The 24332-nt window shown below is 49.4% G+C and carries 27 protein-coding genes (1 of these 27 running past the window's edge); 10 read left to right on the forward strand and 17 right to left on the reverse strand.

Annotated elements, in window-relative coordinates:
* Window positions 1–9: 9 nt before the first annotated feature.
* From IT971_RS15275 to IT971_RS15285, 3 genes are all read right to left on the reverse strand, one after another.
* Window positions 10–498 carry a DUF411 domain-containing protein gene (locus IT971_RS15275; RefSeq protein WP_196871077.1) on the reverse strand — a complete coding sequence of 163 codons (489 nt, stop codon included), beginning with the start codon at window positions 496–498 and terminating at the stop codon, window positions 10–12.
* 14 nt (window positions 499–512) lie between these two features.
* The gene (locus IT971_RS15280) at window positions 513–1454 is read right to left on the reverse strand and encodes a hypothetical protein (RefSeq protein ID WP_196871078.1); all 942 of its coding nucleotides are present in this window, start codon (window positions 1452–1454) and stop codon (window positions 513–515) included.
* A gap of 365 nt (window positions 1455–1819) precedes the next feature.
* Window positions 1820–2149, reverse strand: a complete 330-nt coding sequence (locus IT971_RS15285) for a hypothetical protein (protein WP_063089330.1) — start codon at window positions 2147–2149, stop codon at window positions 1820–1822.
* Window positions 2150–2540: 391 nt separating this feature from the next.
* Here IT971_RS15285 and IT971_RS15290 point away from each other — a divergent pair, with 391 nt between their 5' ends.
* The 10 genes from IT971_RS15290 (at window position 2541) to IT971_RS15335 (ending at window position 14037) form a co-directional block, all read left to right on the forward strand.
* Entirely contained in the window at window positions 2541–2861 is a 321-nt protein-coding gene (locus IT971_RS15290; RefSeq protein ID WP_063093938.1) for a hypothetical protein, read from the forward strand.
* A 154-nt stretch (window positions 2862–3015) separates the two neighbouring features.
* Window positions 3016–3582, forward strand: coding sequence for a plastocyanin/azurin family copper-binding protein (locus tag IT971_RS15295; protein WP_082822664.1), 567 nt, complete (start codon window positions 3016–3018; stop codon window positions 3580–3582).
* Window positions 3583–3660: 78 nt separating this feature from the next.
* Complete coding sequence (locus tag IT971_RS15300; protein WP_063093942.1) at window positions 3661–5343, forward strand: copper resistance system multicopper oxidase; 1683 nt, start codon at window positions 3661–3663, stop codon at window positions 5341–5343.
* 2 nt (window positions 5344–5345) lie between these two features.
* Window positions 5346–6068, forward strand: coding sequence for a copper resistance protein B (locus tag IT971_RS15305; protein ID WP_063093944.1), 723 nt, complete (start codon window positions 5346–5348; stop codon window positions 6066–6068).
* 69 nt (window positions 6069–6137) lie between these two features.
* A complete protein-coding gene (locus IT971_RS15310; RefSeq protein ID WP_063093946.1) occupies window positions 6138–7337 on the forward strand; it encodes an ABC transporter ATP-binding protein in 1200 nt (399 codons plus the stop codon).
* 551 nt (window positions 7338–7888) lie between these two features.
* Window positions 7889–8224 carry a YHS domain-containing protein gene (locus IT971_RS15315; protein ID WP_064781637.1) on the forward strand — a complete coding sequence of 112 codons (336 nt, stop codon included), beginning with the start codon at window positions 7889–7891 and terminating at the stop codon, window positions 8222–8224.
* Window positions 8225–8334: 110 nt separating this feature from the next.
* Window positions 8335–8784 carry a cytochrome c gene (locus IT971_RS15320; RefSeq protein ID WP_063093950.1) on the forward strand — a complete coding sequence of 150 codons (450 nt, stop codon included), beginning with the start codon at window positions 8335–8337 and terminating at the stop codon, window positions 8782–8784.
* A 7-nt stretch (window positions 8785–8791) separates the two neighbouring features.
* Entirely contained in the window at window positions 8792–10129 is a 1338-nt protein-coding gene (locus IT971_RS15325; RefSeq protein ID WP_063093952.1) for an APC family permease, read from the forward strand.
* 42 nt (window positions 10130–10171) lie between these two features.
* Window positions 10172–12538 carry a heavy metal translocating P-type ATPase gene (locus tag IT971_RS15330; protein WP_074624822.1) on the forward strand — a complete coding sequence of 789 codons (2367 nt, stop codon included), beginning with the start codon at window positions 10172–10174 and terminating at the stop codon, window positions 12536–12538.
* Window positions 12539–12867: 329 nt separating this feature from the next.
* A complete protein-coding gene (locus tag IT971_RS15335) occupies window positions 12868–14037 on the forward strand; it encodes a Y-family DNA polymerase (protein WP_331710489.1) in 1170 nt (389 codons plus the stop codon).
* 97 nt (window positions 14038–14134) lie between these two features.
* Here IT971_RS15335 and IT971_RS15340 read toward each other — a convergent pair whose 3' ends face one another.
* From IT971_RS15340 to IT971_RS15405, 14 genes are all read right to left on the reverse strand, one after another.
* Window positions 14135–14785: a DUF4276 family protein gene (locus IT971_RS15340; RefSeq protein WP_063093956.1), complete on the reverse strand. Its 651-nt coding sequence runs from the start codon at window positions 14783–14785 to the stop codon at window positions 14135–14137.
* Window positions 14779–15942: an AAA family ATPase gene (locus tag IT971_RS15345; RefSeq protein WP_063093970.1), complete on the reverse strand. Its 1164-nt coding sequence runs from the start codon at window positions 15940–15942 to the stop codon at window positions 14779–14781. The genes IT971_RS15340 and IT971_RS15345 overlap by 7 nt, the downstream gene beginning before the upstream one ends.
* Window positions 15943–16132: 190 nt before the next feature.
* Window positions 16133–16687 carry a hypothetical protein gene (locus tag IT971_RS15350; protein WP_063093958.1) on the reverse strand — a complete coding sequence of 185 codons (555 nt, stop codon included), beginning with the start codon at window positions 16685–16687 and terminating at the stop codon, window positions 16133–16135.
* A gap of 25 nt (window positions 16688–16712) precedes the next feature.
* The gene (locus tag IT971_RS15355; RefSeq protein WP_063093960.1) at window positions 16713–16991 is read right to left on the reverse strand and encodes a hypothetical protein; all 279 of its coding nucleotides are present in this window, start codon (window positions 16989–16991) and stop codon (window positions 16713–16715) included.
* A 182-nt stretch (window positions 16992–17173) separates the two neighbouring features.
* A complete protein-coding gene (locus IT971_RS15360; protein ID WP_063093962.1) occupies window positions 17174–17578 on the reverse strand; it encodes a hypothetical protein in 405 nt (134 codons plus the stop codon).
* Window positions 17579–17622: 44 nt separating this feature from the next.
* Complete coding sequence (tcmP, locus tag IT971_RS15365) at window positions 17623–18873, reverse strand: three-Cys-motif partner protein TcmP (RefSeq protein ID WP_063093964.1); 1251 nt, start codon at window positions 18871–18873, stop codon at window positions 17623–17625.
* Window positions 18874–18994: 121 nt separating this feature from the next.
* The gene (locus IT971_RS15370) at window positions 18995–19774 is read right to left on the reverse strand and encodes a DUF5131 family protein (RefSeq protein WP_063093966.1); all 780 of its coding nucleotides are present in this window, start codon (window positions 19772–19774) and stop codon (window positions 18995–18997) included.
* 229 nt (window positions 19775–20003) lie between these two features.
* Window positions 20004–20276, reverse strand: a complete 273-nt coding sequence (locus IT971_RS15375; protein WP_063114488.1) for a hypothetical protein — start codon at window positions 20274–20276, stop codon at window positions 20004–20006.
* Window positions 20276–20896 carry a division plane positioning ATPase MipZ gene (locus tag IT971_RS15380; protein WP_223305253.1) on the reverse strand — a complete coding sequence of 207 codons (621 nt, stop codon included), beginning with the start codon at window positions 20894–20896 and terminating at the stop codon, window positions 20276–20278. Before IT971_RS15380 ends, IT971_RS15375 begins: the two co-directional genes overlap by 1 nt.
* A 61-nt stretch (window positions 20897–20957) precedes the next feature.
* Entirely contained in the window at window positions 20958–21452 is a 495-nt protein-coding gene (locus tag IT971_RS15385) for a ProQ/FINO family protein (protein ID WP_158526692.1), read from the reverse strand.
* A gap of 187 nt (window positions 21453–21639) precedes the next feature.
* Entirely contained in the window at window positions 21640–22251 is a 612-nt protein-coding gene (locus IT971_RS15390; RefSeq protein ID WP_071239504.1) for a thermonuclease family protein, read from the reverse strand.
* Window positions 22248–22985, reverse strand: a complete 738-nt coding sequence (locus IT971_RS15395) for a SprT-like domain-containing protein (RefSeq protein ID WP_063095375.1) — start codon at window positions 22983–22985, stop codon at window positions 22248–22250. Before IT971_RS15395 ends, IT971_RS15390 begins: the two co-directional genes overlap by 4 nt.
* Window positions 22978–23538: a hypothetical protein gene (locus IT971_RS15400; RefSeq protein WP_063095376.1), complete on the reverse strand. Its 561-nt coding sequence runs from the start codon at window positions 23536–23538 to the stop codon at window positions 22978–22980. Before IT971_RS15400 ends, IT971_RS15395 begins: the two co-directional genes overlap by 8 nt.
* Window positions 23531–24332: the 3' portion of a helix-turn-helix domain-containing protein gene (locus IT971_RS15405; protein ID WP_065702104.1), read on the reverse strand. The gene runs 278 nt beyond the window's last position; only the last 802 of its 1080 coding nucleotides appear in the window; its start codon lies off the right edge, out of view; the stop codon is at window positions 23531–23533. The genes IT971_RS15400 and IT971_RS15405 overlap by 8 nt, the downstream gene beginning before the upstream one ends.

The following is a 24332-nucleotide window of genomic DNA, read 5'->3' on the forward strand; positions in this document are numbered from 1 at the left end:
CCAAAACACTCATTCATTGGCGTAAACGGCAATGCCGTCCTCTCCGAACGCATAGGTTTTCAGCGTCCCGGTTTTTTCACGTGCCATGCCCGGCGCATTTGGTGGCATGCCGGGCAGCGTGATACCCGTTATATCCGGGCGTTCATCAAGCATCCGTTCAATGATCTCGGCGGGAACCAGCCCGCTTACGACATATCCGTCAATCTCGGCCAAATGGCAGCCCAGCCCTTGCTCCGGGACACCGGCGGCAACGGATCGCTTGTCGAAATCGCGATCATCGACACGGGTAACCTGATATCCATTGGTCTCAAGATATTCGCCATAGGCATCACAGCATCCGCAGTTCGGGTCCCGATAGATTGTGATCGATTTGCTTCTCTCACCAGCTACTGTCACGTTCGTTTGCGCCTCTCCTTTTCCCGGAGCAAACATTGTAAATGCAGCACTTCCGGCAACAGCCAGAATCGCAACACCTGTCACAATCACTAATTTTCTCATCTGTTTCTCCATCATCATATGTTCGCAATGGCGGTCCACGTCCTGCCACCGTCTGGGCTTTGTAAAACCCCGTCGTTATTCACAATTACGAGATCATCAGCGCGTAGCGGATGAACCGCGAGTGCTGTTGCGATAACTTCTGAACGCTTTAACCAGGTGACACCCGCATCCTGCGATTGCCAAATTCCGGATGGCAATCCGGCATAAAGTGTGGCCGGTCGCGATACCGCACTGACCAGCGCACTCACAGGTTCACCCTCAGGTAAGGGTACTTTGGGAGTTGCCTGCTTTCCGGACGCAAGAGCATCCATGGCATCGCCCGGCTGAACATCCTGCCAACGGCAGAAACAATCCGGCACACGCGTTACACCGGTATCGGTTCCGGCATATAGCCAGATCCCACCCATTCCGGTTGCCAGATCGACTGAAGACAGTGCTGTCAGATCTCGCTCGGCATTCGCTAACCATGGCCGGTCCATGACAAACACCCATGACTGACCAGCATCATCGCTCTGCCATAAGCCGTCACCGCGAATGGCGGCATATATGGTATCTGGGTTTGTCGCCGCAGTTGTGATGGCAGTGACTGCCGCTTTTGGCAGTCCTTGCCCACGTACGTCCCAACTTTTCCCGCCATCTACAGACAGAACAATCCTGCCGGTATCCAGACCACCAATAACTCGGCCCGGCCGTTCCGGATGTGTTGCAAGTGTGAGAATGGAACCTGCCGACATCTCCGGCAATGTTATCCAGTTTCGATCCCTATCGCGATACAGAAGCAATGACCCGCGTGCAATAATCAGCGCATTGCTATCAAAAGCAATTGCACTGTTTGAGCTTTCACTAACCGCGGCAAGGGTTGTTGCTGGCAACAGGTAGAGGCCAGCACATGTCACGAGACCGCGAAGCAGCGCACGTCTGGAAACAGAGCCCGCGACTATGGTATTTCTTTTCATATGCAAGTTTCTCAAGGAGTTGGAGCATCAGAACGTAATCCGAATCCCGCTCACAATGATCCTATAAGGTTTGATCTTCAGAGGCCGGGCACCAGTAAAAGCGGGACGCTCAAGGCCGGGGCGGATTGCCGCCTGCTCGTTGAGTGAAGCTGAAGCTATGCTTTGGTGCATGTCGCGACTGCGCCAAGAAATACCGACCAAAGCCGACATTTTGGCACCCGTAGATCGGAAAACATGATTTCCAACCTTGTCTGAAGAAGCTGTAAGGCCCACAACAAAAATTGCGGGCACGAAGCATGTCATGAGAAATCGCGGTGATGCCCCATGACACTGATATCCTCAAACCAAAACGGATTAAGGAGATATCAGTTCAGAGTGTTGGTTCTGGGAGGGAATGGATCGGGAGAGTTTGAGCGGCCGGTAAGGCTGCCTGTCGGCCCGAAATGCTCGACTGAGGCGAGTGCAGGTATTGCAACTTGTACAGGCGAAATTGCGATAGTTGATACCTGAGGGCACGCAATATCGCAGTCCGGCATGATGTCGCCGCTGCCAGAACAATCCTGACAATTGTCCATTGCCAATTCCGCCATCGGCATCCCGACCTCCATAACAGCAGCATTGACCGTCTGGAAACTTGTCCCGACGGCAAAAGCAGCTATCAAAAGTATGGTCAAAAACCTGATGCGATTGAGCATGGTTTACTTCTATCCCAAGGATGCGATGCTGTCTATATCGAACTACAGTAAATCCTATTGCTGCACCTCTGTGCCCATATCCAGAGACTAGGAGAATTGTTGGGTTACGCAGCATTTAATAGGATTTGATTGTGCTTCATCTATAAATTGATTGTTAGCAAGTCATACCCGCAGATTAGTGAATAACTCAGCACAACAGGTTGTTCATCTGTAGCGCATAACGTGATTTCATGGCGACGAATGCAGTAATCTATTGTTTTCACCTTGCTGATGGCTCAAGCAGCAGATGTAAATTCGTGAAATAGTCTGTCTTTGCCACAATATTGCCACTTGACGAAACCGGGGGAGCCCGATATTGCGTATGTTGCAATGCATCACTAAGGAACGTTCCGTGCGCATTCTTTCCTGCTTTCTTGCAATCGCGATAGCCATGACAGTTCTGCTGTCGGGGGTTGAGGGTGTGCAAGCAGGTTCGGGACATGGCCATGACAATCATCACGGCGTCATGATCGATGTTTCTGATAGCTCGCAACATGATCGACGTGACATGCATGCGGATCTTTGCGGTATGGCGGTTTGCGGCCCGTTCGTTAAAGAAGTAGAAGGTGTTCTGTCTTCCAGCCCAACGGTGCTTGCGGTAACATACTGGTATCAGGACCTGACTTTGACTTCCGCAGGTTTGGACGTTAGAGCCAAGCCTCCGCGTTCCTGAGATATTTCAGATTTTCCGAACATCCCTTTGCCTGGTTCAATCACTGTTCCTCGAATGAAACAGCGTTTTGCCTGAATTACAGCAGCGCAGACTGTTGTCGTGATTGAACATGGGACGAGGGCCTTCTTACTGAATATCTATTAGGAGCATATACATGCCCAACTTCAAGAATTCCCTTATGCGTCGCGTTAGCGTTTCAACCTTTATTCTTGGCGCGCTTGTCGGTCTTCAGTCACCTGCCTTTGCGGGTGCGGGTCATAGTGGCGGTCATAATGACGGTGCATCGGAAATCGGGGCACCAGGCGAGATATCTGATGTGCGGCGCACCATCAGAATCACGATGGAAGACAATTTTTACGACAAAGAGAAAATTATCGTCCGAGGTGGCGAAACAGTTCGTTTTCTGATCGAAAACAAGGGTGAATTCGTTCATGAATTCAACATTGGAACTGCAGCAATGCATGCAGATCATCAGGAAGAAATGATGATGATGATGGAACACGGAGCCCTTGAAGTAGACAAAATCAACATGGACATGATGGAAATGGACATGGGGAACGGTAAAACCATGAAGCACAACGACCCGAATAGTGTGCTTTTGGAGCCGGGTGATTCTGCAGAGGTGATCTGGACTTTCCCCAAAGATGCGGAACTTGAGTACGCATGCAACGTGCCAGGCCATTATGAAAGTGGCATGGTTGGGAAAGTACGCCTGCAGTAATCACTGCTTTTGGGGCTTGTGCCAGAGGGAAACCCTACCTATCCCCTCGGGCGCACCCGGCTCAAAGGATATCAAAAAATGAACAAGTTTCTTGGTAGTGCCCTTCTCGGTGCGCTAAGCGTTATTGCTGTGTCATCAGTAGCGAACGCAGCAACATATGACCTGTCAGTCGACTACGTAACAATCGACACAGGGGAAATGAAAACAAAAGCAATTGGCTATAACGGATCTTCGCCCGGCCCGACCTTGCGCCTGAGAGAAGGTGAAGAGGCCGTTATCAATGTGACTAATAATCTTGATGAAAGCACGTCCATTCACTGGCATGGTTTGATCCTCCCCTATCAGATGGATGGCGTACCTGAGATCAGTTTTCCGGGAATTGCTCCTGGTGAAACATTCACATATCGCATTCCAGTCTCGCAAAGCGGTACCTACTGGTTCCACAGCCATTCCGGTTTTCAGGAGCCGGACGGAGCGTATGGTTCGATCATTATCGAACCCAAAAAGCGAGAACCGTTCAAGTTCGACCGGGAGTATGTGGTTGTCCTGAAAGACAAGCACCCGCATTCCGGCGCACGTATTTTGCGCAACCTCAAAATGATGCCCGATTATTATAATCGCAACCAACGCACCCTTGGCGATTTCATCAGTGATGTCTCTGAAAATGGCTTCGGTGCGACGTTGTCGGAACGTGGTGACTGGGGCAGCATGCGCATGATGCCGACCGACATCGAAGATGTTCAGGGATTTGTCGGTCTGATCAACGGAAAGTCACCAGAGCAGAACTGGACAGGCCTGTTCAAGGCCAATGAACGTGTGCGCCTGCGCTTCATCAATGCATCTGCCATGACTTACTTCGACGTCCGCATTCCGGGACTTGAAATGACTGTTGTGCAGGCCGACGGCAACAACGTTCAACCGGTCAAGGTTGATGAATTCCGCATTTCGGTTGCAGAAACATACGACGTGATTGTTCAGCCGACAGCTGAAAAGCCGTATGCAATCATGGCCGAATCAATGGGACGCTCGGGTTATGCATTCGGATCGTTGTCGCCGCAAGAAGGGTTGAAAGCTGAAATGCCAGCCAGACGCATGGACGCTCCGTTGCTGACAATGGCGGACATGGGAATGGATCACGGTAGCATGGCCGGAATGGATCATTCTTCGATGGGCAGTGGTAACGAGAACGGTATGGCTGGAATGGACCATTCGAATATGGCCGGAATGGATCATTCTCAGATGGGAATGTCCAAAGATGATCCCTTCTATGCCGCTGGAAGTGGTTTGACACCAAAAGCAGCCAATGGCGGAAAGTTCCTCTCCTATGCCGACCTGAAGGCACAGAAGCCTTTGTACCCTGAACGGCCTGCAACGCGTGAAATTGAACTGCGCCTTACCGGAAACATGGAACGCTATACGTGGTCAATCAATGGCGTCAAATATGAAGATGCAGAACCTATCCGCTTGAAATATGGCGAACGGGTGCGCTTCAAGTTCGTCAATGAGACCATGATGTCACACCCGATGCATTTGCACGGGATGTGGTCAATCCTCGATACTGGCAACGGTAAATGGGATCCGGTTAAACACACCATCAATATCAACCCTGGCATGACCGTTTATTCGGAAACCGAAGTTGATGCACCTGGGCAATGGGCTTTCCACTGTCACCTTAGCTATCACATGGCTTCTGGCATGTTCCGAAAAGTGGTTGTAGAGGGCGGTCCAGCCGTCGCGGCACTTGAGAATGGAGTTCAATAACAATGAAAACACTAACTTTGGCCGCGATTGGTGGTGGTGTTCTTTCCACGATCCTGTCCTTCTCGTTCACTGCCAAAGCAGACAATCACATCTTTTATGGCATTCAAATGGAGCAGTTTGAATACCGCTCTGGTGACGAAGGGGAAAATCTTTTCGTTTGGGATGGTGATGCATTTGTTGGCACCGATGAACTGAAGTTACGTTGGCAAGGCGAAGGCGAGCGTGATCTCAAAAACGACCTTTACGAAAACTTCGAGAACAGACTGGTCCTGCAAACACCAATCAGCGACTTTTTCGATGCCAAAGCCGGTATTCGTCTGGATACGCCAAGCACAACAGATCGTTGGTATGGAACCGTTGGAATCATGGGGCTTGCTCCTCAATGGTTTGAAGTCGACGCTGATCTGTTTGTCAGCGAGACCGGAGACGGCAGTGCGCGGCTTGATGTTGAGTATGAAGGCTTGCTGACCAATCGTTTAATCCTCACACCTTCGCTTGAGCTGAATGCTGCGTTCTCTGACGATCGCGAGATTGAGGTCGGACGCGGGTTTTCAAGCGCAGAGATCGGACTGCGGCTTAGCTATGACCTCATCGACCGTGCCGTTGCACCGTATATCGGGGTTGCCTATGAGCGGAAACTCGGCAAAACCGCAGACTTTGCAAAAGATGACGGCGAAGATTACGAGGCAACTTACCTCGTAACCGGTCTCCGCCTTCTTTTCTAAGCATCACACGACAGGGAGGACTTTCCTCCCTGTCTGTTTTGCCGAACCTTCTCAAGGAACCTAACTACAATGATGGAAATCGTCCACGATATGGGGCATCGCTTGACGCACTACATATCAAGCGATGCACACTGGTGGGTTCATCTTGTATTCCATTTGGTGGTGTTTGGGGTGCCGGTTGCGCTAATTATTATTCTCAGCGCGACGGGATACAGGGCTTTAAGACGCCGCAGATCTGTTCTTGCGCAACAGGCTCAAAAGCCCTCGGCAAAGAGCGGAACAGCGCTCCTGCAGTACATATTCAGAGCTTCATGGAAGCGGCAGATAAAACTGGGGCTACTGGCGACGGCCTCTTTGCCGGCTCTTTACATGAGCCTCGAGCTTCCGAAGTTGATCATCAACAACGCCATTGAGTCAGGACATTTTCCAGTTACCTATTTAGGAATGGAGTTCTCTCAAACGATGGCTTTACTTACTCTCTGTCTGCTTTTTTTATTGGCGATTGGCGTGCATGGCTGGCTGAAATATCAGGTTAATTTGCAATCCGGTGCGCTGGCAGAACACATGTCACGCCGCCTACGGCTTGATATTTCAAAATTCAGCTTTCGAAAGCCATCCCCCAAAGGAGGGGAATTGATTCCGGTTATTGTGCAGGAGGTAGAGCCCGTAGCTGGATATGCTGCAGAGTCGATTGTGCTGCCTTTGTTACAAGGCGGTACATTCCTGACGATTCTGACTTTCATGCTCGTGCAAGATTTGGTTTTGGGCATCGCCGCAACCGCACTGTTGCCGCTTCAGATTTTTGTCATCCCCAGATTCCAGAAGAAAATTAATGCTTTGTCTCGAACGCGGCTGAAGGAAGTCAGAGTTCTCGGCGAGAAGATAGGGAACATCTCAAACGATAACCAGCCAGGTGCCCGGGATATTTACGGGTCATACAAGCGACTTCACGACCTTCGTCTCTCTATCCACAAGAACAAGTTCGTCATGAAGTCTTTAAACAATTTCATATCACAGATGACGCCCTTCTTCTTTTACACAATTGGAGGGTATCTGGTGATAAAAGGCGATCTCACGCTCGGGGCTCTAATCGCAGTATTAACTGCATACAAAGACATGGGCGCTCCGCTAAAAGAGCTCTTTCGCTACTATCAGGCGCAAGCCGATGCTCACGTCAGATACTCCGAAATCAAACCTTACATCTCAAAGGAAATCAACAGTACGGACAACCGGCTTGCAGATGTAACGGTTCTGTCTGAAGTCGGTTAAAAAAAACGTCCCCTTAATTGAGGTAGGTCAACGTAACTCGATATTTAAGGGCATAAGTGTTACGTTACTGCCCAAAGGAAGTTTGATCAATGAATGCACAGCAAGCACTAATACGCGCCGTACTGATCCTGCTCGTCGGGATTAGCGCTATAATGCTTGCTCCCCATATTGCAGTCGCGTCGACTGGATCTTTTCCTGCGCATTCTGCAGAACTCAATGGTTTTGACGTTGAACACCAGCATGACCTGGCTTCGTGCTGCCCTCAGGTTTCTTGTCACTCCACATCAGCGGTCCTTACCGAGATTATCCTACCGGTTTCCGAGTTTTCTCCTGTACAGAACGGGATAGAAGAAGTGTCCCTTCAGCCGGTATCTCGGTCATGGATTTTCCAGCCTCCCATATCCTGATCCTCCCGAACAAATAGCGAATAACTGTTCTGGGTTCTGCACCTGCCGATGGCATGCGTACAGATCGAGCCTTGGTGTTCTGCACCATGCTGCTTTCAGACGGAACAGTCATACCTAAAGGTATTTATGGGATGGCGAAGAGAAATGGAAAATATTCTCAGTTGGTTGCTTTGGGGAGCCTTCATCATATTGATGATGCGCTTTGGTTGCGGTGCTCACATGTTTGGGCACAAAAAGCACACCCACAATAAGAAACAAGCGGACGGTCAGGCTGAGGCAATCCGATGGGAGCACCCTCAGTCCGCCGTTGACCCGGTTTGTCATAAAACTGTCGATCCGCGCATCGCCAAAACAGCCATTTATGGCGGTGAAGTATTCTACTTCTGTTCAGACACCTGTCGTTCGAAATTTGAAGTGTCGCCAGATACCTATGTCGATGGCAGCGCAATTAGCCGACAAACTCACGTATCGCCAAGCTAGTTCAGCGAAATCAATAGGCGGCAGCAACAGGACCAGGGTTGACTAGTTCCCTTGGTCTCACGTGTCTTCGAATATTTGATACATACGCATAAAACAAAGGCCCGAAGAAAATGAAAAAACAAATCAATTGGCCAAAGTATTTGGTTATCGGTTTTTTCGCAGTAGGGATCATCGCCATGACCCTGAATTCGTTTCTGCCCGGGAAAGATGACATCAAAGATCTTGAACTGACCGATAGCGGAATTGCGCTCCCCAGTTTCAGCAAGGAAGCCATGGTAGGAAACCAGCTTTTCGATATGAACTGTGTTGCTTGTCACGGAGGCAATGCAACAGGCACAGAGCAAGGCCCGCCGCTGATGCACAGAATCTACAATCCGGGACATCATTCAGATCGCGCATTCTATCTAGCTGTTCAAAACGGGGCAAAACAACATCACTGGCCCTTTGGCGATATGCCAGCCCAACCTCAGGTAAGTTCGGAACAGGTATCGCGGATCATTCGTTATATACGCGAGCTGCAGGAAGCAAACGGCATTATGTACCAACAACATCAAATGTGAGGCAGGGATGGATCATCAATCAGAATACAAGAAAAACAGTATCTCGCTCGTTGGCGCGATATCCATGGGCACCGGTGTTATGATCGGGGCAGGAATTTTTGCTTTAACGGGACAAATTGCCGAACTTGCAGGAAAGTGGTTCCCGTTGTCGTTCCTATTTGGCGCACTTGTCACTGCTTTTAGCGCATATACATATATAAAGATGTCAAATGCTTTCCCGTCCGCGGGTGGGATCGGAATGATCCTTCAAAAAGCATACGGGTCAGGAGCCATAGCAGGTGGCGCAGCATTACTGATGGCCTTTTCGATGGTTATCAACGAGAGTTTGGTGGCAAGAACATTCGGAACCTATGTCTTGCGCGCATTTGACTTGACAGAGCTTGAAGTTCTTATACCGGTCTTGGGTGTCTGCCTGATCATTTTTGCATACGCTGTCAACAGAGCTGGGAACAAATCGGTTGGTGTGTTTTCAATGGTCATGGCCACACTGAAGATCGGTGGAATTGCTTTGTTTGCAATTGCAGCTCTGTGGGCTGGTGGATATTCGTTCGAGCCGTCATCAACTGACGGCGCGAGTTTTCCTCTAGCCGGTTTTGTAGCATCAATTGCTCTTTCAATTCTAGCCTTCAAAGGATTCACTACGATCACGAATAGCGGCGCTGAAATCGTGAACCCTCACAAGAATGTTGGCCGTGCGATCACGTTCTCAATCCTGATTTGCGTTGTCGTATATATTCTCGTGGCGCTCGCTGTTGGCTCAAGTCTTGGCTTGGATGAACTGATAAAAGCCAAAGACTATGCCCTTGCCGAAGCCGCAGCGCCTGCATTGGGCCCTACCGGATTTTATCTGACTGTGCTGCTCGCAGTCGTTGCGACGGCCTCCGGTTTACTTGCAAGCGTGTTTGCTGTCTCAAGAATGCTCGCGATGCTGACTGATATGGAGATGATCCCACACAGTCATTTTGGAATGTCCGGTTCAATCAAAGACCACACGCTTGTTTACACGGTTGTCGTGGCAGCGCTGTTGACAATCTTTTTTGATTTAAGCCGGATCGCTTCACTTGGAGTGTTTTTCTATCTCGTCATGGATGTGCTCATCCACTGGGGATGTTTTAAGTATCTACGGCAGGAAATAGGTGCACGCGGCTTTGTTATGATTACAGCGATTGTCTTTGACATCATCGTATTGCTCGTTTTCGCCGGCATGAAATTGCAAAGCGACCCATCCATTGTTCTCATTGCAACCTTGATGATTGTTGCTGTGTTCATTTTTGAACGTTGGTTCCTGTCAAACCGGATAAACCAATCGGCCAAGGCGCACAGTCACGATCACTCAGGACATTGATAAACCGCAGTGACATTGAGGCATAACAGCAGGAAGCAGACCATGTCTGAGCATCATCATAAAAAGCACCAGCATAATCACAGAACGTCGGATCAAGCAGAACATGCAACCGATCCTGTTTGCAGCATGTCGGTCACGCTGGATTCCGATACACCACGCTCACCGTACGGCGATGAGACATATTACTTCTGTTCCCAGAAATGTAAGAGCAAGTTCGATAGCTCTCCTGAAAGCGTATTATCCGCAAAGGAAGAGACATCTGCTGCAAACAGCGCTTCGTCATCCGCTTCTCGCCGCTACACCTGCCCGATGCATCCGGAGATCATACGATCCGAACCTGGTTCCTGTCCGATCTGCGGAATGGCACTGGAACCGATGGATATACCAACAGAAAATGAGGAACCAAACCCCGAGATTCAAGACTTCAAAAAGAGATTCTGGTTAGGCGCAGCTCTTACGGTGCCGCTGATTGTCCTAACGATGGGGCCCTTTGTTGGTTTGGGTTTCATCCGAGAAATGATTGGAGAACGCGTTACTCTTTGGGTTGAGTTAATTCTTGGAACGCCTGTCGTCCTGTGGTCTGGCTTCCCATTCATGGTTCGTGGATGGAATTCTGTGGTGAACCGTTCTCTCAACATGTTCACATTGATCGGGATGGGTGTTAGCGCAGCTTATATATTTAGCGTCGTCGCAGTGATTTCTCCTGACATTTTTCCTGATGGATTCAGAGATGCACAGGGACATGTCGGTGTGTACTTCGAAGCTGCAGCTGTCATCGTTGTACTTGTGCTTCTTGGCCAACTGTTGGAATTGGGGGCTCGGGAACGAACCGGTTCGGCAATCAAGGCGTTATTGGGTCTTGCTGCAAAAACAGCCCGCATTATTGAAGATGATGGTTCTGAACGGGAAGTTCCTCTTGAAGATGTGACCGTCGGAATGAGCTTGAGAGTTCGTCCAGGTGACAAGATACCTGTCGATGGCGTTGTCGTTGAAGGACGATCGTCAGTTGATGAATCCATGATCTCGGGTGAACCCGTTCCAATTGAAAAGAATCCAGATGATGATGTAACCGGAGCAACAATCAACGGGAATGGCAGCCTGATTATCCAAGCCAAACGGGTTGGCAAAGATACTGTCTTGAGCCAAATCGTTGATATGGTCTCTAATGCTCAGCGAAGCAAAGCGCCAATCCAAAAGGTTGCAGACACGGTTGCAGGCAAGTTTGTGCCTGCTGTTATCCTGGTTGCTTTAGTTGCCTTCGTCGCTTGGGCCATCTGGGGACCAGATCCGTCATTGTCATACGGGCTTGTCGCAGCAGTCGCTGTTCTGATCATTGCGTGTCCTTGCGCTCTTGGTTTGGCAACACCAATGTCAATCATGACCGCTACCGGTCGTGGTGCGCAAATTGGTGTGCTCATTAAAAATGCAGAGGCCCTGGAGCGATTAGCGAAGGTCGATGTGCTCATCGTCGATAAAACCGGGACTTTGACAGAGGGTAAACCGAAACTAGCAGGTGTAATCGCTCAATCAGACTATCAGGAGGAGGAAGTTCTCTCTGTCGCTGCGGCGCTCGAAAAAGGATCCGAACATCCATTGGCTGACGCCATTGTTAGTGCTGCTCAGGAGCGCGGCTTGTCCCTTGATAAGGCAGAGGACTTTGAAGCTGTAACCGGTCAGGGCGTCACCGGAAAGGTGGATGGCAAGTCGGTTGCCCTAGGTAATAGTAAACTCCTTCAGACTCTCAATATCGATCATTCTGCTGTTGATAAAACAGCAAATGATCGGCGAGATATGGGGGAGACGGTAATGCATGTCGTTATTGATGGAAGAATTGCCGGGCTCATTTCCGTAGCCGATCCGATCAAGGACACGACGTTGGAGGCTTTAAAGGCGCTCAAGAAGCAAGGCTTCAGAATCGTCATGGCAACCGGTGACAACCAACGAACAGCAAAATCCGTTGGCAATAAACTTTCCATTGACGAGATTCGGGCCGATGTCTCCCCAGAAGACAAAGCCAATTTAATTATGGAACTCAAGGCTGAAGGCCATCAGGTAGCCATGGCAGGTGATGGCGTCAACGACGCCCCTGCTCTTGCTCAGGCTGATGTCGGAATTGCGATGGGTACGGGCGCTGATGTTGCAATTGAAAGTGCTGGTTTCACCCTCGTCAAAGGTGACTTGAGCGGGATTGTTAGAGCCCGAGAACTCTCGGAAGCAACGATGCGCAATATCCGGCAAAACCTCTTCTTTGCGATGGTCTATAACGCAGCCGGTGTGCCTGTTGCTGCGGGTCTGCTCTATCCGTTCTTTGGCATTCTCATCTCACCAATGTTTGCAGCTGCAGCCATGAGCTTATCCTCGGTATCAGTCATTGCGAATGCACTGAGGTTACGTCGAGCAAGTTACTAGCATCCCAATATTGACTGATTGGGCGAGGGGTGAACCAGACAAGGCTGACTTTAATACAGGACAGTTCACCCCTCGCCCATTTTAAATGACATACCATCCAGCACTCAGAACTTTAAATCTCTTCTGATCCGTTCCCAAAATTCATCTGTCGACTTTTTACACTTGGTAGCCAGAAATCTATTTTCATCGAATTAGTGTTGATGCACTTATCTTCTAACCACCTATATAATTTGACTGAACAGTTTTTGTGTGAACAAAAATAATAATATATTTGTATTTACTCTTTTAAATCAAAGCTCTGAATAATAACAAACTATATTAAATGTAATATAAACAATGACGGATGCGCGATCGCGCGTAGCGACGAGGCGAAAGCGCTGGGAATCAAAATGGGCCAACCTTTGTTCGAGATCCGCGACCTGGTACGTCGGCATAATGTGATCGTCAAATCGAGCAACTATGCATTGTACGGCGATATCAGCCGTAGAGTGATGACACTGGTTGCGAGTGAGGTGCCTGACAGCGCGATTTACTCGATTGATGAAATATTCATCGACCTCGACAATATGTCGATTAATCACGATCAATGGGCGCGTGATTTAAAGGCGAAGATCCTGCGTGAAACAGGCATACCGGTAGGTATTGGCATATCCACGACAAAAACGCTGGCGAAGATCGCGAACCGCTTGGCAAAGAAATCATTCAAAGCTGATGGCGTACTGATGCTGAAGGATCAGAAGTGGATTGATCTCGCCCTCGAACGAACCGAAGCAGGCGATGTCTGGGGCGTGGGCCGAAAATTCGCCCAAAAGCTCGCCAGCATCGGAATTACCACTGCCCTTCAGCTCCGCGACATACCGGATCAGGCAGCACGACAAATGATGACAGTGGGTGGCTTGAAAACCGTGCGGGAGTTGCGCGGCATATGCTGCTCGGATCTCGATGACAGCCCGGCACAGCGGGAAACTGTGTGCGTGTCCCGATCATTTAGCAAAGAAATTGACGACAGGGAAATGTTGAAAGAGGCGCTTTTGTCTTTTGCCGGTCGGGCCTGCGCAAAACTGCGTCGTCTGGAACTGGTGGCGTGCCGGCTTCAGCTTTTTATTCTGAGCAACCGCTTCAGAAGTGATCGACCACAATTCTCGAAAGGGTGCGAGTTGACATTAACCCCCGCAAGCAACGACACCCGGCAGATCTGCAAGCATGTCGGCGAGAATATTGGTCGGATATGGCAAAACGGCCTTCAGATAAAAAAGGCGGGGATTTTGCTGCTGGATCTGTGTCGGCCGGAAGATGCGCCCAGAGATTTGTTTTCAGGTTCATGCAGAACGGAAAACCCTCTCATGCAGGCACTCGACCAGTTGGAAGTCCGGTTTGGCAAGGAAACAGTCATGACCGGGCGATTAGCCAGGAGAAGCGGCCCGGACTGGTTCATGACGACAGATAACAGATCCCCGAACTATACGACGCGATGGCAGGACATTCCGACAGTTCGATAGCCTTCAAGAAAAGGGGCACCTAATGTAAACCCCTTTTCTATCTTACCATAGCCAAGATTAAAATGATTAGGGAGTGCTTCGAAAATAACCGAAAGATCTAGGCTCCCTCCTGCCCCCCCATCTTCTTCTTCAGCTCATCAACAAATCGCTTTGCCCAAGGCGCACCACTCATCACGACATCCGGATCTAGTGCTCCAAGCAATTTAAAGGAATGCTGCCCCTTGCCATATTGAGACTTAGTTCTGCAATCTTTAGTAGCCTCAGAGAGAGATTGGAACACCTGCGCCTTCCTCACTTTTTCCGATGGATTCTGAACTGAGGGCAGCTTGCCTGCCTTGAAATCCTGACCGAAGAAGTCCTTCAAGCATTTTCGATCCACCAAAAACCAGCTTTCCATACATTGGGTCATCAAGTGGCAATCAGTGTCCTTCACACCGTCTGGCTTGTCCCATCCGTCCCCTTCGCGAAGCTTCAAATGTTTCCAAGGCTGCCAAGTATCCGGATTCCCTGCCTCATGTTGAGGTGATACTTCAGTTTCACTGTCTACAAGCAGAACGGCATCTTCACCGTTTGAGACCGCCGTACAGTAGGACTCATAAGCATTCTGACGACCACCACAGGCAACTATGCGAGGTTTTTTTCCATCAAAACCTGCTTTACTAAGAAAGTTTGAGAAACTTTGGCGACATTCGGCTTTTAGCGCTGAGACGTCGCCTCCCCCCTCTACATATAACTTTACAGTTACCACCGTGTTCCCCCAATTTCACCACGCGTCCAAAGCTGGCCTAATCTGTACTTTTCTAACCAAGGCTTCAGTTTTTCGGCATTAAGACGCGTTAAAGAGGTTCCACTGTCGGTTTTCTCCGCAACAAGAACTGACTCCGGAGTATCTGACATGGCATCAACCAATACATCGGAGTGAGTCGTAACAATAAGCTGCGTACGGTTCGATGCCTCTTTAAGAAGCTCCGCCAACTTAGGTAAAACATCTGGATGTAACCCGAGCTCCGGCTCCTCAATACATATTAACGGAGGAGGATTTGGATGACACAAGATAGCTAACATGCAGAGATATCGAAGTGTTCCGTCGGAAAGCCTCGTTGCCGGAATTGTAAAACGTCCCTCATGAAAGAATACCTGTACCGTCCCGCCCTCAATCTGCACATCGAAGTCATCAATTCCGTCATAAAGGACACGCAAAGCATCAAGGAGTTTCCTTTTCATCTCCGGCTCCCTGCGAAGGCGATTCAGAACCAATCCAAGATTACTACAATCAGCCTCTAATAAATCATTTGGCAAATCAGCCTTCTGCGCTAAACGAGGAGGGGTGTAACGGCCAAAACTCCACTCTCTATAAAGACGCATCTTGGCGAAGTTATTGCCCAGAAAAGTGAGTTCAGGGTATTGGTCAGGGTCTTTACGTTGTGAGAGAATTGAAGCCGTTGGATCAATCTCCTCGTACTGCAAACGTCGCTCATTCCCCTTCACGTTGAGGACCCCATGACCGTTCTCAAAGTGGTAATAAAAATAAGGCTTCTCGTGACCCGCATCAGGCTTCTCGTTCTCAATTCTCTCATCAAGAATTTCGAACCGCTGTCCGACCTCAGTAAAGCTTAAAACATATCGTAGATTTGTCGGTCCTTTGGGATATTCAAAAACTGCATCAATTGTTGCAACGGGAAGTTTCTTTATAGCCCCTTTCCAGAGCCAATCACGCACACCTCCACCATCGCGAATTGGTGTAAGCAGTTCCTTTGGCGCAGATCGAATTAACTCAATCGCTTCGATCAGATTAGACTTTCCAGAACCATTTGGACCGACTACGACGTTTAACGGCCGGAGTTGGATCGCTTCGCTTGAAGTTCCATAGCTTAAGAACCCGGTCAAATTAATGGATTTGAGCAAATTAATTTCCTCCAATCAGTGCAATGCCGTTAAGTTCGGTCATATGCGGATTCCCTCTTATTAAAAAAGCACTCAAAGCAAACCGCCAGAACAAAAGTATTCGGACATTTTGCGGGCTCGAGTTCAAATGACTGGAAAATGTCTCGACACGATCGCCGTCGACAGAAAGCAGCATTCATCGTCTTACAGACTATTGTTCAGAGCTCCTCGGAGCCCATCCCTGATATTCAGTGTGTCGCTTTTTAATGCCAGCATAAACTGCAAAAATCAGCAGGAGAAGCAAGAGCATCGCGGGAGAGTCGAAAAGGATTGCAATGGTAACGACAAAAATGCCTAGAAAAATCATCGGGGCAAGTACCGAGCCTTTCAGATAAACCTTGTAAGCCCCACACATATGGCAAGTTGTAGCACCGGGGTTCAGTTCGGATTTGCAGTGAGGACAAAGTTCTTCCCGGCCGATAATCGGCTTCACCTCTGAACCAGCCATAGAATAGCCACGAGCCCTATTGTGCAACTGGTCCAGCTTTAGCTCGTTTATCAAACGATCCTTGTCAAAGGAGCAACCATATTGCTCTGCAAGAGCAACCAGTTCGGCCGGATCAATACATGCGTTATGGGTTGTACCTTCCTCAATCAATGGCGTAGCAGCCCCGCGCTCGAAAACCTGCAGAAAAAAGGTTTGGAGTGGATTGTCCCACCCGATCGCGACTTCGTATTTTCCTGAGTCCAGGGTGCAGCGGCTCATTTCGTATTACTCATTACAGGATGTTCTATCGATAGAATTTGGCGTACATCGCATCTATAACAGCGTCGGTTCTGCCAATCTTGCGCATGTGCTCCACTATCCACATGGGAACAACACTTTCCCGCTTAACCCCTCGCAGCTGAATGTGTAGTTCCTTCCATTTTTCCGGGACAGGAGCATCACTTCCCTTCGTCACCCAACTCTCAAACTCTTTACGGTCATCTCCCTGCAGCGCATTCCATAGAATTGTTCTCGCCGGGGTCCAAGCAGTAGGAGCAAAGGCTCCATTATCGGTGTCAGACATAATTCGCCCTCTGGCTTAATACTAGAATTATGCAAAGCATGAAATCGTGGCGTCTCATACTGCAAAGTGGGTACAGCTTTAGTTTCCCACTGACCTCAAGTTATCTTTTTTCGTTTAGCCAAGCCTTAAACTACAAACGGAGTTAACAACATTCCCAAAGCAGTCAGCCATATATTACACGGCTATTGACACGGAAATTGGTCCCGAAGTCCGATATAAAGCACCATTGGAACAAACGCCGAATCAATTTCAGGATTACTAGGCCTCTTCGCCGTGACCGCGTTGTAAATTATCGAATAAAGACCGTTATGGTCCAAATATAGTTCATCTGGAATGCAGAATTTTGGATCCCCAGAGTATTTATTAGCAATAAACACCCCCTCAAATACACCTTGCAAGTAATCTATAATTTGTGCCTTTTGGGGTGTCATTTGAGAATCTGAATAAATCGAGAAAAATTGACCCACACGAATTGAAGCATCGGCATTTCTTGATATTCCAACAACAAACAACGACACGATAAAAATCGCTTTTATCAACTGAAAAGTAGCCTTAACTATCGACTTTTCTATATAATATTTTCTCATCACATCTTTCTCAGCAGAGGAAAACGGCTGGCAGCACTCAGGGGTTAATTAAGCGGAAAAAATGTTCCCTGAAGAGGCAGCACCAATCTGTCGGTGATTTCAATTCTAGACCCAATCCTCTTTGATGTGCCTTTCTTCGATATAACCTCAACCTCTCTGGATAGAGCCAATTCCTTAATTGCGGAGAACAGATCTTCGTTGGTTGCGGCAGTCCGATTGCCGATCATTCTTAAAAAATGCTCCACGGGTAACTGGCGTTCTTTCATATGTATGCTGATCTCTCGGGGTACCTCCCCCAATAATTCTTGGATCATTTTTTGTTTATCGTGTGCGGCAAAGTTAAACAGAGCATCCTTTGCCTCCAACAATCGAGTATCAAACCCCAATGAAAACAAGCTTCCTCTTCCTAAATGCCTGAAACTGTTTTGTGCCTGCCAATGTACTCCGAGCATTTTATCTCTCGCAGCTTGGTGCCGGGACAGGTGCGCAAACATCATCCAGCGGCTGTCTGTTGGCGACCAAAGCATGAAAGGGGTGAAGTAATCGGCCCCGGATCCCATTTGAATGTTCGCCATCAGAGCACGCTGAGAAATCAACCTTCCCAATGCGGGGTCGTGCTTATTTGCATTCCACTCAGCAATAAAATGATCGTCTATCCCGAGTTGGCGATACCGCTCCAAAGTGGAGGAGTCTTGCTGGAGATAATTTAGAACACCATCAATGGCAAAAGTCAGAAGAACTTCAGGGCGTTCAAGTTGGGAAAATATTAATCTGATGCTTTCCATCGGCACGTCAGTGTAGCCAAACTGGTCCAACACAAAAATGGACCGTCCTGCACGCTGGACTGCTTTAATTGAGGTCAATATGTCGGGAAGTTCCTCTGAGAACTTTCCCTTAATAACAGTTATTTCTCGCCCAATTTGAGGAGAAAAACCCTCATGATGTAGCCGCTCATAAAGGGCGTCTATATGGTTCTTTTTATCGTCAATGAAGAAAAAACGGGCGTTAATCTCTAATGGTTTCTTGCGGTTGCGGTTGAGCCGTTCTCTGGCACGTTCGACTGCATGCAAAAGAACTAGCGGGCTACCATCTGCAATTTCATCTCCATTTTGATACGCTCCACCACCAGCAAAACCATCAACCAAAGTGATATTTAGGCAATCCAGCCTAGGATCTGAAACAACCGTATCAAAGTACACATCAAGATAGTCTCTGAGCACGTCCAGCTTTCTGAGGGTGTGCCTCTCAATTCCAGGAAGCGGTGCCCCCGGTCTCCAGCTGAAATTATCCTGCATTTTCCCGTCCGCTAAGAAGTCATCCCCATTGGCATCCTCCCCTGCTCCGGCAGGCTGGAAACACAACCTACGGCGCAGATACCATATCCACTAATATAGGGAAAATTTGTAGAAGACGACTCTAAATAGCAAATGCTTGTGGAGGCATGTAATCCCAAGTGCGTCCACGATAAGTGCGACCATTCGCCTTTTTAGGGCGTTTTTTATTGTCTGCCCCCCAAGTTCCCCATTGTTTGAAAAAGAAAGCTGTATCGTGAATGCTACACTGATCATAAATCTGATCAATCCATTCCTCGCGGATCGGCCGGGCATTAGGACCGCTCTCCCCGCCTACAATTGCCCAGTGAATATCATGCAGGTCAATGTTCCCTACGGGGCCGATCAAGGGCTCAAATGAAATAAAACGAATTGCGGCAGGCACCTTGCGAAGCGCACCAGCTCTGTTAGTCACTTTGGCATTCTCAATGCTAGTCCCCAGCCAAACATTTGGAAGAGGCTGTTTCTTCCATCCAATTAACAGATCATGCATCCGCTCCGGACGCTTGGTTAGAATCTGATAATGGTGATGTGGTGTGGCTGCCATAATCTCCCATACTTGCTCAACGAATCTGTCACTTACAGCATCATGAAACAAATCACTCATGGAGTTTACAAATATCTTGCGCGGCTTTTTCCAGGAAAGAGGTGTTTGCAACGATCCATGATCCTCATGAATCTTTCCCGTCCAAACAGGTTGACCATTTACTGTTCGCGTAAGGCCTGAATATTTTTCCATCCCCATCGCTTCGAGGCGCTTGGCCATCCTCATCGCATAACAGTTAGTGCAACCGGCCGACATAACCGAACAGCCTGCAACCGGATTCCACGTCGCATCGGTCCATTCAATTTCTGTTTCTGCCATTGCCGTCCCCCAAATACCTTCATCCAACTAAAAAAACAAACCGGCAATATCTTGCCGGAAATCAGTAAATCAAACGTGTCTATCAGAGATAGACTGTAACCAAAAATTGCAATCCTCCTTGCAATTCGGTCAGTAGACGAACCAAATACTAGTATCCATGCACGCCGAAAACAGCACTAATAAGAAACTTTAAAAATGCTGTATTTATACTAATTCAATACCGTTTTTATTATAAATCTTTGGCTTTTTCCAGTATCGCCCAACGGATGAAATTGTTCTTGGAGCGACCGGCTTTCTCAGCAGCCTCCTCAAGGATTTCCCATTCAGCCTGATTGAATGGAAGGCTGATTGCCTTATAATCTCGTTTCTTGCCGGGAGCCTTCGGCGGTCGCCCCATGCGGCCGGGCTTGGCAACATCATCCACCCGGCTCGCAAATTCTTCGATCTTCTCGGGATCAACGTTAGGGATTTCCGCGTTCTTCTGCTCGCGTCGTTTGACCATCAGAATATCCTTTGCATGAGAGCATTGATCTCAGAAGCCGCTTTGGGATTGTCCATCTCGACGACACCACGTCCCTCCGGCAGGGCATCCCGATAAACCTTGCGCTCACAGATAACCTCTGCAAGCAACTTGATCTCGGGAAAGTCTGCCAGATATTCGCGGGCCTCTTCGCGTTCACGAATGACTGGATTGGTCGGCACCATCGTCATCAGGCCATGGACCTCAAGCCCGGGATTGAAGTCGCGCGCCTCGACAATGATTTTTTGCAGGTCATCCAATGTATCGAGATCCGCATTCGAGGGCTTGAACGGCACGATCAGCTTATGGGCAGCTGTCATGCCTGTGCGAAGCTCCCGGCTGTCCTTGCCTGCGGCATCGACAATTACATACTCATATCGATTATTCAGATCGATCAGGGTATCGCGAATGTTATCGTATTTCTGGATGCAGTGAACCTTGGGAAGGTCCGGATTTTCGTCCCGGTCCGTCACCCATTTGGCTGCGGTGCTTTGTCGATCGGCATCAACCAGCACAACATCTTTTCCCTGCTTTGCGAGAGCGGCACAAACATTTACCGCTGTCGTCGATTTTCCACATCCGCCCTTGCGACTTCCAAACATGACAATCACAGCATTGCTCCTGCATTAAATCAATACATAATCGGTATTGGAAATATGTTTATTAGGTACCAGTTCGGTGATTAATGGTGAGGACTGCACGAGCCGGCCTCGCCGGTTCTGGCAGCGGTGAAACTGATCGGTCATCAGGTTCCGGATTTGCTTTCTTGCGTCGCATCTTTTCAAAGCGGCCCAAGGCAATCTTCCGGGCATGTTCGCGATTGTCATCCGACACAGGATCATCCACAGATCCGTCAAGGCGATATCTGTGACTGCCATCAAGCCCCAAGGCCATCTGGTATCCGGTCGCCCCGGTATATCTTTGTAAGGCCAGTTTCAACTCGACAGGTGTTGTGTCGGCTTTCGCCAGGTCGTCAAAGAGAGCGCGAACGCCAATCTGAAACGGCTTGATCTGGTCTGACAATGTTGCAGGCAGGATTGAAATCTCCTCTCGCAACAAGGATTGCAGCTCTTGTGCGGCCCTTAGCTCAAATGCCCTCGCCGTGATCTTTCGATCTGCTGACCAGATTGAACTCTGGGACTTCTTGTGTTCGGTCACTTTGACCTCCATTCGAACCCGCATTGAAAATGTTCTTAAAAAATACCGTTAAAGTATCTTATTGATATTTAATTGATACTTATTCAATACTATAAACATACTGCAATTGCAGCCTGTCGCAAGCACTAATTCGGTACTAAATAAGTATTTTTTCAATGTTTTTTTCTGCCGTCAAAAAATGCGCCGATCATTCAGACACATTGCACCATCCGCCTCGCTTGCCGCCGTCGTAAGGGCGCGCCACTCCATCCCCGATCAGCAGATCATGCAGCCAGATATTGCCGATTGCGACCCAAGCGACCACACGGCCGCCATACCTGCCCCACTCGGGATTGCAGAATTGAACAGGGGTATTTGTCAGGTCTGCTTGATCCAGTAACGCGCGCACTCGATTACGCGCCGCTATGGCTGCGGATTTTTCCGCCTCACATGCTCCCCGGATCTCGGGCGTGTCGATGCCGGCTACGCGGACTGACATTCTTGCTATCGGATCAGGCAGCCCCGGCATCTGGATATAGATCGTATCGCCATCATAGGCGTAGCTGCCTTTGCTTTCGCGCAACGGCCATTGATAGCAATTGTAAGCGCTGGCATCGGCGGGGCCGCCACCACAAACCGAAACCAGAAAAAGACCTAATAAGTATTTATTCAATACCAATTTAGTTCTGCTTCGATATTTATTTGGTCTGGTATCCGCACCACGCTTGGGATGATTGCCAGAAAACACACATTCCCTCGCGCATGTCAGAACCGGCAAAATTTTGCCGGTTATCCTTGATACCATTCCTGTTTTACTCATACCGTTCCCTCTTTGCCGACGGGGGCATAGTTCGCCCCGCTACATGCTTCTTCACCACAAACAAGCTTAAGTTCCGGTTTACCCCAGACTTGGGATAAACAGGATGGGCAGCGATATTTGACGCGATTGGAGCCGTTTTCTTTGATGGTGGGGTTCACAGCGGCGAGAGCGCCAGCATTGGCGCAACCGCCTCTCTCGACAGAGACCGGTTCAATTGGTGGAAAACGATCGAACCAGGACAAGGTATATTCTGTCGTCATCAGATCCGCGCAAGCACGATCAAAAAGGCCGTCATCGATGATGTAATGTGTCATCTGCTCACCAACCCTTCGACCGCCCGGTTCCCCCGTATTGCTGGGCATCAAGCCGATCCGCTCCATGAAGTCGGCCCATTGATGGTTATGGTATCCACGACGGCCCGGCTTGCCGTAATGGTATTGCCACTGATGCACCATTTCATGCACGAGGGTCGAAAGTGTTTCCCGGATCGTTCTGGCAACGAAGTAACTCGGGTTCATCGCAATCTCGGCGGTAAGCTCTCCTGTCTCCCCACAAACTAACCGGTCGTGGGAATAATAACCATAGGTCCTCTTGTTCCGCTGAAGCGTGATCAGACAGGCCGGAAGCTTGCCGTCAAATATCCTGGCATTGAAATGATCGAAGGCAGCCTGAAGCTCGGCATAGGTTTCGACCGTGGGCGTCTGGATCGAACTGACCGGATGAATGTTACCCATTGCCACCTCCCAGCGCGGGGAGATAGCGCGTTGCCCGATCCATGAATTGGGTTTCAGCCTTCTGCGGGCTCCAGGGCAGCATGTATTCCGGGTAGGGTTGTGTTTCTCCCGGCCGGAAATCCCTGACCACCAGCTGATCGACAGCATCACGGTATTCAGTCGCCTTCAGCCGGTGATCGATCTCTTCGATCTGAGCGCAGATCTCCGACGGACACGGCCATTCAAGACCGGCCGCAAGTGTGAATTTTCGCCGGATCGGCATGACGACATGGGTTTCAAACTTGTCCCAGATACCCAGCTCTCGCATTCGGTGCTTGATCGGCGTAATCAGATCCCCGGTTTCATCTTCCTCGATGTCATGGAGGAGGATGTAACTTTTCACTTCCAGCGGGGCACGATCGCAAGCATCGACCAGATGCTGTGCAACGGTTACGTCACTGGCACCATTCCAGCGGCGGAGCCGGGAGAGGGCGCGGGCTTTCGCCTGAAACATTGCGATACGCCCAACGCGAGTGTGGGGTAGGCCGCACTCAGGTGAAACCAGATCAAGCATAGCCGCCCTCCTGACTTTCAAGGGCGCGAAGGCTATGGCGCACCGTATCCCGCAGGCGAGCAGCTTTGAGCATGGAATAGAGATAGCTGGCTGGATCTCGAACGCCTTGCCGATCGACAGCGACGACAACAGCCGCGAGTGCCGCCCATCCGTGTTTGTCAAGCGCCACGCGCCAGACAGCTGGCCTGAGTTTCACCTGATTGGTGAGGATCCATCTAACCGCGGACACGACGGACTGGATTGCGGCACCAGAGGGCTCCGGGCCGACCAATTCGCAAAGTTCTGCTGCGCTAAGCTGCTTTTGAAGGGACGGGGACGCCTGAACCATCAGGAACAGGATCTCCGTATCCACATCAATGTCGGAAATCGAATTGTTCGATCCCTGCCCAAGCGTAGCTTGCGAAGCCCCGCTTTGTACAAGGTTCGAAGAACCGGGATTTAGCTTGTAGGATTTACGGTGGACAGAAGAGTCCTCCCCCCCGGACTCTTTTTGCTCTTTGTTCTGACTGTCCTGTGCCTTCTTGCGGGCTTCCAGTCGCGCCAGATCGTCACGTTCCTGCCTCTTGCGTTCACGAGACGCTTCTATTTTTTCTTCAAGGAAGTTTTCCGCCTGTCGCAACTCATAGAGCCGAGCTGCAACCGGGCGCAGATCGATGCCGGCATTGCCTGAAGCACGGGTATTCGTCTCTGTGTAACGGCGAATAATCCAGTGATTGGCTTCAAGCAGGGCCAAAGCTCTGCGGATCGATCGTTCATTCTTGCCAGTGATTTCGGCAAGACGCTTGTTTCCAGGG

It is taken from the genome of Thalassospira sp. B30-1, assembly GCF_015767575.1.
In the GTDB taxonomy this organism is placed as follows: Bacteria; Pseudomonadota; Alphaproteobacteria; order Rhodospirillales; family Thalassospiraceae; genus Thalassospira; species Thalassospira xiamenensis.